General features: G+C 74.4%; 14 protein-coding genes and 2 tRNA genes. 4 read left to right on the plus strand and 12 right to left on the minus strand.

The features are described 5' to 3' along the window. The coding region (locus AC5FZL_RS10930) for a PASTA domain-containing protein (RefSeq protein WP_493618616.1) at positions 1-882 on the plus strand (882 nt) is incomplete at its 5' end. 10 nt (positions 883-892) lie between these two features. Here the strand turns inward: AC5FZL_RS10930 and AC5FZL_RS10935 are convergent. Genes AC5FZL_RS10935 through AC5FZL_RS10950 form a run of 4 tightly spaced genes read right to left on the minus strand, consistent with a single transcriptional unit; the run spans position 893 to position 3,160 of the window. After that, on the minus strand, positions 893-1,516 hold the full coding sequence (locus AC5FZL_RS10935) for an aminodeoxychorismate/anthranilate synthase component II (protein WP_493618629.1): 624 nt from the start codon (positions 1,514-1,516) through the stop codon (positions 893-895). Positions 1,517-1,521: 5 nt separating this feature from the next. Next, positions 1,522-1,686 carry a hypothetical protein gene (locus AC5FZL_RS10940; protein ID WP_493618617.1) on the minus strand — a complete coding sequence of 55 codons (165 nt, stop codon included), beginning with the start codon at positions 1,684-1,686 and terminating at the stop codon, positions 1,522-1,524. Further along, positions 1,683-2,402, minus strand: coding sequence for a class E sortase (locus tag AC5FZL_RS10945; protein WP_493618618.1), 720 nt, complete (start codon positions 2,400-2,402; stop codon positions 1,683-1,685). The genes AC5FZL_RS10940 and AC5FZL_RS10945 overlap by 4 nt, the downstream gene beginning before the upstream one ends. Beyond that, positions 2,399-3,160, minus strand: a complete 762-nt coding sequence (locus AC5FZL_RS10950; protein ID WP_493618619.1) for a DUF881 domain-containing protein — start codon at positions 3,158-3,160, stop codon at positions 2,399-2,401. The genes AC5FZL_RS10945 and AC5FZL_RS10950 overlap by 4 nt, the downstream gene beginning before the upstream one ends. A gap of 105 nt (positions 3,161-3,265) precedes the next feature. Here AC5FZL_RS10950 and AC5FZL_RS10955 point away from each other — a divergent pair, with 105 nt between their 5' ends. Further along, the gene (locus AC5FZL_RS10955) at positions 3,266-3,514 is read left to right on the plus strand and encodes a cell division protein CrgA (protein WP_493618620.1); all 249 of its coding nucleotides are present in this window, start codon (positions 3,266-3,268) and stop codon (positions 3,512-3,514) included. Positions 3,515-3,524: 10 nt separating this feature from the next. Here AC5FZL_RS10955 and AC5FZL_RS10960 read toward each other — a convergent pair whose 3' ends face one another. Continuing rightward, positions 3,525-4,391, minus strand: a complete 867-nt coding sequence (locus AC5FZL_RS10960; RefSeq protein WP_493618621.1) for a rhomboid family intramembrane serine protease — start codon at positions 4,389-4,391, stop codon at positions 3,525-3,527. Between the two features lie 19 nt (positions 4,392-4,410). Further along, positions 4,411-4,932 (minus strand): peptidylprolyl isomerase, encoded by a 522-nt coding sequence (locus AC5FZL_RS10965; protein ID WP_493618622.1) that lies wholly within the window; start codon positions 4,930-4,932, stop codon positions 4,411-4,413. Positions 4,933-5,079: 147 nt separating this feature from the next. Between AC5FZL_RS10965 and AC5FZL_RS10970 the strand changes: the two genes are divergently transcribed. After that, entirely contained in the window at positions 5,080-6,120 is a 1,041-nt protein-coding gene (locus tag AC5FZL_RS10970; RefSeq protein ID WP_493618623.1) for a hypothetical protein, read from the plus strand. A 124-nt stretch (positions 6,121-6,244) separates the two neighbouring features. After that, complete coding sequence (locus AC5FZL_RS10975; RefSeq protein WP_493618624.1) at positions 6,245-6,475, plus strand: hypothetical protein; 231 nt, start codon at positions 6,245-6,247, stop codon at positions 6,473-6,475. Between the two features lie 85 nt (positions 6,476-6,560). Here AC5FZL_RS10975 and AC5FZL_RS10980 read toward each other — a convergent pair. The 6 genes from AC5FZL_RS10980 to AC5FZL_RS11005 form a co-directional block, all read right to left on the minus strand. Continuing rightward, positions 6,561-6,633: transfer RNA gene (locus AC5FZL_RS10980), tRNA-Ala, on the minus strand. A 19-nt stretch (positions 6,634-6,652) separates the two neighbouring features. Beyond that, positions 6,653-6,726, minus strand: a tRNA-Ile gene (locus AC5FZL_RS10985). Positions 6,727-6,779: 53 nt separating this feature from the next. After that, entirely contained in the window at positions 6,780-7,337 is a 558-nt protein-coding gene (locus tag AC5FZL_RS10990) for a DUF3566 domain-containing protein (RefSeq protein ID WP_493618625.1), read from the minus strand. Beyond that, entirely contained in the window at positions 7,334-9,886 is a 2,553-nt protein-coding gene (gene gyrA / locus AC5FZL_RS10995) for a DNA gyrase subunit A (RefSeq protein WP_493618626.1), read from the minus strand. Before gyrA ends, AC5FZL_RS10990 begins: the two co-directional genes overlap by 4 nt. Beyond that, the gene (gene gyrB, locus AC5FZL_RS11000; RefSeq protein ID WP_493618627.1) at positions 9,879-12,014 is read right to left on the minus strand and encodes a DNA topoisomerase (ATP-hydrolyzing) subunit B; all 2,136 of its coding nucleotides are present in this window, start codon (positions 12,012-12,014) and stop codon (positions 9,879-9,881) included. The genes gyrA and gyrB overlap by 8 nt, the downstream gene beginning before the upstream one ends. A 175-nt stretch (positions 12,015-12,189) precedes the next feature. Beyond that, the coding region (locus AC5FZL_RS11005) for a DciA family protein (RefSeq protein WP_493618628.1) at positions 12,190-12,548 on the minus strand (359 nt) is incomplete at its 5' end.

Here is a 12,548-nt window from a genome sequence, read left to right on the forward strand (position 1 = left end):
GCCGAGCAGCCCCGTCGCCGGCGCACCGGGCTCGTCGTGGGCCTCGTCGCGCTCGGGCTGCTGCTCGTGGCGGCGGTCGTCTTCGCGCTCGTCCGCTACAGCGGCCCCGACCAGGTGACCGTCCCCGACGTCACGACGGTCAACGTCGTGGAGGCCCAGACCCAGCTCGAGGGTCTCGGCCTCGCCGTCGTGAAGGAGGAGGCGGCGGACGACGCCGCCGTCGGCACCGTGATCGACCAGGACCCGGGCGCCCGCTCCCAGGTCGACGAGGGCTCCACGGTCACCCTGACGGTCTCGACCGGCCCGGACGCCCTCCCGGTGCCCGACGTGGCCGGCCAGACCGAGTCCCAGGCGCGCCTGGCCCTCCAGCGCAACGGCTTCCGCGACGGCGACGTCACGGAGGAGAGCAACGGCGACGTCGAGCAGGGCCGGGTGATCCGCACCGACCCGGCCGCGAACACCGAGGTCGCGCCGGGCGCGACCGTCAACCTCGTCATCTCCAGCGGCGAGGTCGAGCTGCCCGACGTCGTGGGCGCGCCGGTCGAGGAGGCCCAGGCCCAGCTCGAGGACCTCGGCTTCAGCGTGACCATCTCCGAGGAGCCGAGCTCCGAGGCGCTGGGCACCGTGCTGCAGCAGACGCCCGAGGCCGGTTCCGTCGAGGCCGGTGGCCGGGTGCGGCTGGTCGTGGCGGCCGCGCCCCTGCCCACCGCGACGCCCACCCCGACGCCCACCGAGACGCCGACCGACGAGGGCGGGGACGACGGCGGGGACGACGGCGAGGACGACGGCGAGGAGGCCACGGACACCGCCACCTCGGCCGCGAACGGCCAGGGGAACGGGCAGGGCAACGGGCAGGGCAACGGCCAGGGCCGGAACGGCTGAGGCGAGCGCCTCAGCGGCGCACGAGCGGCGCCATCCCCGTCGAGCGCTCCACGGCGCCGGCGTCGCCCGTCGCGGCCAGCCAGTTCGCGAGCAGCCGGTGCCCGCCCTCGGTGAGGACGGACTCGGGGTGGAACTGCACCCCGAACAGGGGCAGCTCGCGGTGCTGCAGCGCCATGACCACGCCTCCCGGCGTGCGGCCGGTCACCACGAGCTCGTCGGGCACGGTCTCCTCGACCACGGCGAGGGAGTGGTAGCGGGTGGCGGTGAAGGGCACCGGCAGCCCGGCCAGCACCCCGGTGCCGCCGTGGACGACCTCGCTGGTCTTGCCGTGCAGGAGCTCCGTGGCGTGGGTGACGGTCGCGCCGTAGACCTCCCCCAGCGCCTGGTGCCCCAGGCACACGCCCAGCAGCGGCCGGCTCGTGGCGGCGCAGCGGCGCACCATGTCCGGGCTCACGCCGGCCTGGGACGGGGCTCCGGGGCCCGGCGAGAGCAGGACGCCGTCGACGTCGTCCGCGGCCTCGACCGCGACCGCGTCGTTGCGCACCACGGTGCACTCGGCGCCCAGCTGCTCGAGGTAGCCCACGATCGTCCAGACGAAGCTGTCGTAGTTGTCCACCACGAGGATGCGGCTCACGCTGCTCACTCCCCCACCGTTCCGTCGTTGAAGGGCAGGTGCGGGGCCACGGCGGGGAACACCCAGCCGAAGCACACCGCCACCACCACGAGGACGAGCACCAGCGCCTGCACGACCCGCAGGGCCGTCGGGCCCGGCAGGCGGCGCCACAGCCACCCGTACACGCTCACACCCCCCCGCTGCTGCTCGCGCCCAGCGCGGCGGGCGGCGGCCCGCCGCGCTCCGAGAAGGAGTCCAGCACACCGTGGACGACGTAGCGCTGGCGGGCCGAGAAGCGCGGGTGGCACGCGGTCAGGGTGATCAGCCGCTCCGTCGGCGCGGCGGCCGGGTCGCCGGGGACCGGGGCGATGACGTCCACCCGGTCCGGGGTGACGACCTCCGTGCCGCGGACCCGGTAGACGTACCAGCCGTCCGCGGTCTCGACGACGATCGGGTCGCCCTGCTGCAGGTCCGCGATCGCGCTCAGCGGCGCGCCGTAGGTCGTGCGGTGGCCGGCGACGGCGAAGTTGCCCAGGGCGCCCGGCATCGCCGTGCCCGGGTAGTGGCCGAGGACGCCGTCGTTGAGCACCGCGCGCAGCCCGACGCCCTGCTCGGCCGCCACCTGCCAGCCCTCGCCGAACCGCGGGACGTGGACGATGGCGAACCCGTCGCCGTCCTGGGCCGGCTCGGGGAGCACGGGCGGCTCCGCCGGCGCCTGCGCGGGCTCGACCTGCGGCGCCGGACCGCTCCACGTCTGCTGCACCGCGGCGACCGCGGCCCGCTGCTCGTCCGCGGCCGCGACGTCCGTCCACCACAGCTGCCAGGCCACGAACAGCAGCAGCAGGGCACCGGCGGTGATGCACAGCTCTCCGACCGCACCGACCGCCGCCCGCAGGCGCGCGCTCACTCCCGGCTCTCGCTGGCGGGGTCCACGGCGCTGGCGTGGACGAGCTCCAGGGAGCCCTCCCAGCCCGGCACCTGGAGGTCGGTGCGCTCCTCGAGGTCCCACCCCAGCCCCACGCGCTGGACGTCCTCGCGGTAGAGCTGGACGGGCTCGGACGCGGCCAGCGCCGCGCGCAGCGCGTCGGGGTCGCCGACCGCCTCGACGGTGTAGGGCGGGGAGTACACGCGGCCCTGGAGCTTCAGGGTGTTGCCCACGCAGCGGACGGCGCTCGTGCTGATGATGCGCTGCCCCATGAGCGTCATCGCCTCCGCGCCCCCGGCCCACAGGGCGTTGACGACCGCCTGCAGGTCCTCCTGGTGCACGATCAGCGACTCCGTGGCGGTGCCCTCGGCCTGGGGCCGACCGGTCGGCGCGTCGTCGAGGGTGATGCTCAGGCCGGGCCCGGTCACCGCCGCCGTGCCCGCGGGCAGCGCCAGCTCGTCGCCGGCGCGCTGGAGCCGGCGCACCGCGGGGTCCTGGACGGACGCGGTCAGCGCCTCGACCTCCTGGCGCAGGCCGGCCACGCGCTCGTCGCGGCGCTGCACGAGCTGCTGCTCCTCGGCGACGAGCCCGGGCAGGTCGGTGGCCTCGGCGCGCAGGTCGCTGCCCTGGGCGGTGCGGGCGCTCGTGGCGAAGAGTGCGCCCGCCAGGGCCAGGACCCCGACGACCGAGGCGTGGCGCAGCAGCGCACGGCGCCCGGGGGCGCGCAGCGTCTGCAGCATGTCGGCGGCTCCTCCTGGTGCTCTCCGGCGACTACGCTAGTCGACGGAGGACCTCCGACGCGCCGCGTCGGCGCAGGTCGGACCGCAGCAGGAGCAGGAGGACCCGTGCCCGAGTCGAGGATCCGCCGCAAGGCCCCGTACACGGCGCCGGCAGCGCCGGTCAGCGGCCCCCGGCCGAGCCCGCGCTGGTGGGTCCCGACGATGCTCGCGCTCATGGTCGCGGGCCTGGTGTGGCTCGTCGTCTTCTACCTGAGCAGCAGCCAGTACCCGGTCCCCGGGATCGGGGCGTGGAACCTCGTCGCCGGCTTCGCGCTGGTCCTCGTCGGCTTCGCGATGACCACGCGCTGGCGCTGACGCCGCGCGCTCAGGCGAGCACGAGGCGGGCCACCGCCAGCACCAGCAGCAGCAGCACGACCGCCGCCGTCCCCGCCACGTGCACGGCGGTGCGCCGCTCGCGCGGCGCGTAGGCCAGGACGGCGGCCAGCGCGGCGCCCGTCACGAGCCCGCCGAGGTGCGCCTGCCAGGCGATGCCGGGCACGACGAAGCCGATGACGCCGTTGATCGCCACGACGGCGATGATCTGGCCCGAGCGCTGGTTGAGCCGGCGCTGGACCACGAGGAGCGCTCCGAAGAGGCCGAACACCGCCCCCGACGCGCCGACCGACAGGGTCACCCACGAGGGGCCGTCGGGGGAGGCGAGCAGCAGCGAGCCGACCGAGCCGCCGACGGCGCACACGAGGTACAGGGCCGCGAAGCGCGCCCGGCCCAGCAGCGACTCGAGGTACGGCCCGGTCAGCCACAGCGCGTAGAGGTTGAACAGGATGTGCGTGATGGAGTTGGGGGAGTGGAGGAAGGCCGCGGTGACGAACCGCCACGGCTCCTGGGCCGCCACCACCGGGGCGAACCCGAACCGGTAGGTGAACGCCGACCCCAGCCCGAGCTGCAGCAGGTAGGCCGCCACGCAGAGGCCGACGACCGCGAGCGTCACGACCGGGCGGCCCTGGTGGAGGCGCCCGCCGAACGCCGTGCGGGCCTCGCGCACGCCGCGGGCGCCCTCGGCCACGCAGTCCACGCACTGCACCCCGACCGGGGCCACCCGCTGGCACTGCGGGCAGACCGGCCGCTCGCAGCGCTGGCAGCGGACGTAGGACTCGCGGTCGGGGTGCCGCGGGCAGACCGGGACCGGCGGACCGGCCGCCGGTCCCGGTCCCGGCTCGGGCGCCGCGCTCACGACGGGCTCGTCGAGGACGTCACGCGGAGACGGTCACCGACTCGATGACGACCGGCTGCACGGGGCGGTCCATCGCGCCGGTGGGCACGGCGACGATGGCGTCCACGACGGCCTTCGACTCGTCGTCGGCGACCTCGCCGAAGATGGTGTGCTTGCCCTGCAGCCAGGTGGTCGGCGCCACGGTGATGAAGAACTGCGAGCCGTTCGTGCCCTTGCCGCCGCGCTTGCCGGCGTTCGCCATGGCGAGCTTGTAGGGGGCGTCGAAGGCCAGCTCGGGGTGGATCTCGTCGTCGAACTCGTAGCCCGGCCCGCCGGTGCCGTTCCCGACCGGGTCGCCGCCCTGGACCATGAAGCCCGGGATGATCCGGTGGAAGGTCAGGCCGTCGAAGAAGGGCTCGGTGCGCGGGGCGCCGGTGCGCGGGTCGGTCCACTCGCGCTGGCCGGTGGCCAGCTCGGTGAAGTTGCGCACGGTCTTCGGCGCGTGGTCGGGGAAGAGGGTCACCCGGATGTCGCCGTGGTTGGTGTGCAGCGTCGCGTCCATGCGCTCATCCTCCCACCTGCCCGGTGGTGGTCCCGGTGGCGATCCCGGTGGTGATCCCGGTGGTGATCTCGGTGGGCGTCCAGGGCCGGCGCGCGGCAGGATGGACCTTCGACGACGGTCCGGCATCCGGGCCCTGGAGGAGGACGCGTGTTCGGGACGACGAGCCGCGCAGACCGCGCGGAAGCAGCCAAGAAGCACTTCAGCAGGAGCGCGGAGAAGTCCGCCGCCGCGTCGGCGCTCAGCGCCGCAGCGGCCAAGGAGAAGGTGGCCGGCTCGGCCGCCCTGCTCTCCGCCGGCGCGCGCCAGGGGGCGAGCAGCGTGATCGAGCGGGTGACCCCCGTGGCGGCGTCCGCTCGCGCGGGCGCCTCGGTGGCCGCCAGCGCCGCGAAGGAGTGGGCGGGGCCCCGGGTGTCCGACGCCCGCGAGTGGGCCGGCCCGCGCCTGGCCGACGCGCGCGAGCGCGGCGCGACCACCCTGGCCCAGGCCAAGGAGAACGGGGTCGCCGCGGCCGCCCCGCGCGTGGAGCAGGCCGCGAGCGCGCTCGGCCCGAAGGTCGACGCGACCCGCGACAAGATCGTCGACGAGTTCCTGCCGCGCGTGGTCGAGGTGATCGGCGCGGCCGTGGCCGCCGGCGCCGCCAAGGCGGCTGCGGGCACCGACGCCGCCGCCGTGGCCAGCCGCTCGTCCCTGGAGGTCGCGCAGCAGCGCGCCCGAGCTGCCCAGAAGCAGCCCGAGAAGCCGAGCCTCGTGCGCCGCATCGGCCGCTCGCTGCTCGTGGTCAGCGCCGTCGGCGCGGCCGCCGGCGCGGGCTGGGCGGTCTGGAAGCGCCAGCAGGAGACCTCCGTGGACCCGTGGGTGCCGGCCACCGCGCCGGGCACCGGGGTGGACACCGACAGCAGCCGGCTGAGCAGCGCCGGCTCGGGCGACGCCCTGGGCTCGGGCTCCCTGGCCAGCACGAGCTCCGACGTCAGCACCCCCGCGCCGGACGGCTCCGACGCCGCGCAGGCGGCCCAGTCCGCCGCTGAGGGCACCTCCACGGCGTCTCCGGCGACCGAGGGCGCCGTGACCGGCTCGCAGGCGCCCGCCAGCACCGAGAGCCTCGGCGTGGTCGGCACGGACGCCTCCACGGCGCCCGACGACGGCAGCGCGCCGCCGTCCACCGGGAAGGGCAGCCGCCCCACCGAGTGACCCGTCCCCCCCAGGGGGAGCACGCGAGAGAGGCGCGGCCCGTTGGGGCCGCGCCTCTCCTGCGTGGAGGACCGGCTGGCGGGGCCGGGTCGCCGGAGCGCGCTTACGGCGTAAGGATGGGGCCATGGACCTGACCTCCGGTGCCCAGCGGCCGCCGTCCTGGCAGGTGGGGCCAGGGACGCCCGTCGGGGTGTGCTGCGGCCCGGCGCTGGGCCTGGCGCTGGGCGACGTCGTCCTCGGCTTCGCCGCGGGGCTGGCCCTCGGCGCCGGAGCGGACGCCGTCCTCGCGCTGTGGCGGCGCTGGAGCGCGCGGCACGCCGACGGGGGAGCCCACGGGCGCTCGGGACCGGCCTAGGACGGGCACAGGGCGAGCACGGGCCGGGCCTGGCGCACGACGGCCCCGGACCCGCGCGAGCGCTGGTCCGGGGCCGTGTCGGGGGTGGAGGCGAGGGGACTCGAACCCCTAACCCCCTGCTTGCAAAGCAGGTGCGCTACCAATTGCGCCACGCCCCCCGAGGGAGCTGGGTGTGGGTGGGCCTAACAGGACTTGAACCTGTGACCTCTTCCTTATCAGGGAAGCGCTCTGACCAACTGAGCTATAGGCCCGTGCCGCGCCGCCTCGCGGCGTGCGGCAGCGGGAAGACTACCCCAGCCGCGGGTCAGTCGTCGCTGAGGGTCAGCCGGAGGCCGCCCACGAGCGCGCTGGCCCCGTTGTAGATGGCCGCGGCGAGGGTGGCGAGGGCCGTGAGCAGCACGACGTCGACGACGGCCACGAACACCGTGACCGACAGGACCCGCCCGAGGCCGACGACGTCCATGAGGGAGAAGTCGCTCTCGGTGCCCACGACCTCGCGGATGACGCCGTCGACGTCGCTGAAGACGCCCATGGCGTCCAGCACCGACCACAGCAGCGCGACCGCCACGACGAGCACGACGCCCAGGGCGACCGACAGGAGGAAGGACAGCTTGGCCACCGACCAGGGGGAGATCCGCGCGACGGTCAGGCGCACCCGCCGCGGAGCGCCGCCGTGCTCCCCGTGCTCCGCATGCTCGCCGTGCTCCTCGACCTGCTCCTCGACGCGTCCGGCGTCGACCGCCTCGCGGGCAGCGCGGCCCTGGTCGGGTGCCGGGCGCGCCGGAGCGGGGGCCGGGGCGGGCGCGGCGAACTCCGCCGTCGCGCCGCCGAGCCGGGGCTGCGTCTTCTCGGACGGGCTCACGCCCCACCTCCGCTGTCGAGTGCGCCAGACGCTACGCCATCTGCGCCCTCGTCACCCTCGATCTCGGCCTCAGCGGCGCGTTCGACGTTGCGCGCCACGGCGATGATCGCGTCACCGGCGTCCACGCGGGCGAAGCTGACGCCCATCGTGTCCCGCCCGGTCGGGCGCACCTCGCTGACCCGCGAGCGCACGACCTTGCCGCGCTGCATGACGACGAGCACCTCGTCGTCCTCCCCGACCAGCAGGACGCCGGCCAGGTCGCCGCCGCGCTCGGAGGCCTTGGCGACCTTGATGCCGTAGCCGCCGCGGCCCTGGACCCGGTACTGGCCGACCGCGGTGCGCTTGGCCATCCCCGACTCGAAGACGACGAAGACGTCCTCGGAGGTGGTCTCGCGGACGACGTCCATCGCCAGCAGCTCGTCGCCCTCGCGGAAGCGCATCCCGGTGACGCCGGCGGTGGCCCGCCCCATCGGGCGCAGCGCGTCGTCGGTGGCCTGGAAGCGCACCGACTGCCCGTGCCGGGAGACCAGGAGCAGGTCGTCCTCGTCGCCCACGAGGCGCGCGGAGACGAGCTCGTCGCCCTCGCGGAGGTTGATCGCCACGACGCCGCCGGAGCGGTTGGAGTCGTACTCGCTCAGCCGGGTCTTCTTGACCAGGCCGGACTTGGTGGCGAGGACGAGGAACGGCGCCTGGGCGTAGTCCCGCAGGTCGAGGACCTGCGCGATCCGCTCGCCGGGCTGGAAGGCCAGGAGGTTCGCCACGTGCTGCCCGCGGGCGTCGCGCCCGCCCTCCGGCAGGTCGTAGCCCTTGGTCCGGTAGACCCGGCCGAGGTTGGTGAAGAACAGCAGCCAGTGGTGGCTGGTGGTGGTGAAGAAGTGCTGGACGACGTCGTCGGTGCGCAGCTGCGCCCCGCGCACGCCCTTGCCGCCCCGGCGCTGGGAGCGGTAGGCGTCGACCCGGGTGCGCTTGGCGTAGCCGCCCGAGGTGATCGTGACGACCACGTCCTCCTCGGGGATCAGGTCCTCCATGGACATGTCGCCCTCGAAGGGCACGATCCGCGTGCGCCGGTCGTCGCCGTACCGGTCGGTGACCTCGGTCAGCTCGTCACCGACGATCTGCCGCTGCCGCTCGGGCCGGGCGAGGATGTCCTCGTAGTCGGTGATCTCGGCCTGGAGCTGCTCGTAGTCCGCGAGGATCTTCTGCCGCTCCAGCGCGGCCAGGCGGCGCAGCTGGAGGTTGAGGATCGCGGTGGCCTGCAGCTCGTCGATCGTCAGCAGCTCGACGAGGCCGGTGCGGGCGTCCTCGACGGTCGGGCTGCGCCGGATGAGCGCGATGACCTCGTCGAGGGCGTCGAGGGCCTTGAGGTAGCCCTGGAGGATGTGCGCCTGCTCCTGCGCGCGGCGCAGGCGGTAGCGGGTGCGGCGCTGGATGACGTCGAGCTGGTGGGCGACCCAGTGCTTGACGAAGGCGTTGAGCGGCAGGGTGCGCGGCACGCCGTCGACGAGCGCCAGCATGTTGGCGCTGAAGTTCTCCTGCAGCTGGGTGTGCTTGTAGAGGTTGTTGAGCACCACCTTCGCCACGGCGTCGCGGCGCAGGACGATCACCAGGCGCTGGCCGGTCTTGCCCGAGGTCTCGTCGCGCACGTCGGCGATGCCGGCGAGGCGGCCGCTGTTGGCGAGCTCGGCGATCTTCGAGGCGAGGCTGTCCGGGTTGACCTGGTAGGGCAGCTCGGAGATGACCAGGCACTGGCGGTTCTGGATCTCCTCCACCTCGACGACCGCGCGCATCGTGATGCTCCCGCGGCCGGTGCGGTAGGCGTCCTCGATGCCGCGGCGGCCCATGATCAGCGCGCGGGTCGGGAAGTCGGGGCCCTGCACGCGGGCCAGCAGGGCCTCGAGCAGCTCCTCGTCGTTCGCCTCGGGGTGCGCCAGCGCCCACTGGACGCCGGAGGCGACCTCGCGCAGGTTGTGCGGCGGGATGTTCGTCGCCATGCCGACCGCGATGCCGGAGGAGCCGTTGACGAGCAGGTTGGGGAACCGGCTCGGCAGGATCGTCGGCTCGAGGGTGCGCCCGTCGTAGTTCGGGGCGAAGTCGACCGTGTCCTGGTCGATGTCGCGGACCATCTCCATGGCCAGCGACGCCATCCGGCACTCGGTGTAGCGCGGCGCCGCGGCCGGGTCGTTGCCGGGGGAGCCGAAGTTGCCCTGGCCGTCGACGAGGGGGTAGCGCAGCGACCAGTCCTGGGCCAGGCGCACGAGGGCGTCGTAGATCGCCGTGTCGCCGTGCGGGTGGTACTGGCCCATGACGTCGCCGACGACGCGGCTGCACTTGGAGTACGGGCGGTCGGGGCGGTACCCGCCGTCGAACATCGCGTACAGCACGCGGCGGTGGACCGGCTTGAGGCCGTCGCGCACGTCCGGCAGCGCGCGGGAGACGATCACGCTCATCGCGTAGTCGAGGTACGAGCGCTGCATCTCCAGCTGGAGGTCGACCGCCTCGACGCGGTCGTCGCCCGGCGGCACCTCGGTGGGGGGAGTGGTCTCAGACATCGAGGAACCTCACGTCGTGCGCGTTGCGCTGGATGAAGGACCGGCGGGACTCGACGTCCTCGCCCATGAGCACCGCGAAGATCGAGTCCGCGGCGGCCGCGTCGTCCAGCGAGACCCGGCGCAGGGTGCGGTGGGCGCGGTCCATGGTCGTGCGGGACAGCTCGTCCCAGTTCATCTCGCCCAGGCCCTTGTAGCGCTGGACGCCGCCCTCCTTGGGCAGGCGGCCGCCGGCGGCCTGGCCGTCGGCCACGAGCGCGTCCCGCTCGCGGTCGGAGTAGACGAAGTCGTGCTCGCGGTTGGACCACTTGATCCGGTACAGCGGCGGCTGCGCGAGGTAGACGTGCCCCGCCTCGACCAGGGGGCGCATGTAGCGGAAGAGCAGCGTCAGCAGCAGCGTGGTGATGTGCTGCCCGTCGACGTCGGCGTCGGCCATGAGGACGATCTTGTGGTACCTGAGCTTGGAGAGGTCGAACTCCTCGCCGATGCCGGTGCCGAACGCGGTGATGAGCGCCTGCACCTCCTGGTTGCCCAGGGCGCGGTCCAGGCGGGCCTTCTCGACGTTGAGGATCTTCCCGCGGATCGGCAGGATCGCCTGCGTCTCCGGGTCGCGACCGCGCACGGCGGAGCCGCCGGCGGAGTCGCCCTCGACGATGAAGACCTCGCAGCGCGTGGGGTCGTTGGACTGGCAGTCCTTGAGCTTGCCGGGCAGCCCGACGCCGTCCATGAGGCCCTTGCGCCGGGTCGCCTCGCGCGCCTTGCGGGCGGCCAGGCGGGCCTGCGAGGCGCTGATGGACTTGCGCACCACGGCCTTGGCGTCGGCGGGGTTGCGGGCGAACCAGTCGGTCAGCCGCTCGGTGACCTCGCGCTGGACGAAGCCCTTGACCTCGGTGTTGCCGAGCTTGGTCTTCGTCTGGCCCTCGAACTGCGGCTCGGCGAGCTTGACGCTGATCACCGCGGTGAGGCCCTCGCGGACGTCGTCGCCGGTCAGCGCCTCGTCCTTCTCGCGCAGCAGCTTCTCGGCGCGCGCGTAGCGGTTGACCAGGCCGGTCAGGGAGGCGCGGAAGCCCTCCTCGTGGGTGCCGCCCTCGTGGGTGTTGATCGTGTTGGCGTAGGTGTGGACGCTCTCGGAGTACGCCGTCGTCCACTGCATCGCGACCTCGACCGACATCCGCTTGTCGGCGTCCTCGGTCTCGAAGGAGATGACCTGGTCGTGGACGACGTCGTTGCGCTTGCTCGCGTTGAGGTGCTTGACGTAGTCGACGAGCCCGCCGTCGTAGCGGTAGGTCACCGACCGGCCCTTCCCCGAGCCGTCCGGGGCCTCGGCCTCGGGGGCCTCCTCGCCCTCGACCGGGTCGGGCGCGCGCTCGTCGCGCAGCGAGATGGTCAGCCCCTTGTTGAGGAAGGCCATCTGCTGCAGGCGGGCGCGCAGCGTCTCGAAGTCGTAGACGACTGTCTCGAACGTCTGCGGGCTCGGCCAGAAGGTCACCGTCGTGCCGGTGCTGTCGGCCGGCTCGCCCTTGGCCAGCGGCGCCTCGGGCACGCCGTGGGAGTAGCCCTGGCGCCAGACGAAGCCCTGGCGGCGCACCTCGACCTCCAGGCGCGTGCTCAGCGCGTTGACCACCGAGACGCCCACGCCGTGCAGGCCGCCGGAGACGGAGTAGCCGCCGCCGCCGAACTTGCCGCCCGCGTGCAGCACCGTCAGCACGACCTCGACCGCGGGACGGCCCTCGACCGGGTGGAGGTCCACCGGGATGCCGCGCCCGTCGTCGATGACGCGGACGCCGCCGTCGGCCAGCAGCGTGACGTCGATCGTGCTCGCGTGGCCGGCCAGCGCCTCGTCCACGGAGTTGTCGACCACCTCGTAGACGAGGTGGTGCAGTCCGCGCTCGCCGGTGGAGCCGATGTACATGCCGGGCCGCTTGCGGACCGCCTCGAGGCCCTCGAGGACCTGGATCGCGCTCGCGTCGTAGCTGGTGGGGTTCGCCGCAGCGGACGCCTCGTCCACCGGGGCGTCGACGACGTCCGCCAGACTCGGGAGCGCCTCGGGCGCGTCGTCGATGGGCTGGGTGGGCTCGGCCACGGTCCTCCTCGTCCAGGGCGCGCCCACGCAGCGGGCGCACCCGATCATCATACCGCCTGCGGGTCCGCGGCAGCCCGTCCGCACGCACAGGGATGGCCTGTCGTGGCGCGTGGAGGCGCGTCTGAGCCCCGAACGGTGCCCCGGACGTGTCCGGGTACGGGACCGGCGTCCCGGGCGCCGCAGCGCGGCGGCTGCGGGGAGCGCCCGCCGGCCCTCCGGCCGGTCACCCGTAGGTGTCGCGCGGACCCCGCCCGTCGGAGACCGTCCGGGGGCCCTTGTGCCAGGTGGGGGAGGCGGGGCCGCGCACGACGAGGCGCTCCACGACGCCCTCCCCGAGCTCCTCGCCGAGGCGGCGCAGCACGGTGGGGGAGAGGAGCCGCACCTGCGTGGCCCACGCCGTCGAGTCGGCGCGCACCGTGAGGACGCCGTCCTCGTAGGTCTCCGCGGTGCAGTGGGCGGCCACGTCCGCGCCGACCACCTGGTCCCACCGCCCGATCACGCCGCCGACCGCCACCGGCGCCTGCCAGCCGCGCTCGCTCACCAGCCGCTCGATGCTGCCGCTGACGGTCTGCGGGTCGCGGG

The sequence above is a fragment of the Quadrisphaera sp. DVD1 genome, from assembly GCF_058932755.1.

Excerpts from the sequence above, each read along its gene's own strand:
- AC5FZL_RS10965 (WP_493618622.1), bottom strand. The coding sequence starts at position 4,932 with ATGGACGCGACGCTGCACACCAACCACGGCGACATCCGGGTGACCCTC.
- gyrA (WP_493618626.1), bottom strand. The coding sequence starts at position 9,886 with ATGTCTGAGACCACTCCCCCCACCGAGGTGCCGCCGGGCGACGACCGC.
- gyrB (WP_493618627.1), bottom strand. The coding sequence starts at position 12,014 with ATGATCGGGTGCGCCCGCTGCGTGGGCGCGCCCTGGACGAGGAGGACC.
- AC5FZL_RS10975 (WP_493618624.1), top strand. The coding sequence starts at position 6,245 with ATGGACCTGACCTCCGGTGCCCAGCGGCCGCCGTCCTGGCAGGTGGGG.
- AC5FZL_RS10950 (WP_493618619.1), bottom strand. The coding sequence starts at position 3,160 with ATGCTGCAGACGCTGCGCGCCCCCGGGCGCCGTGCGCTGCTGCGCCAC.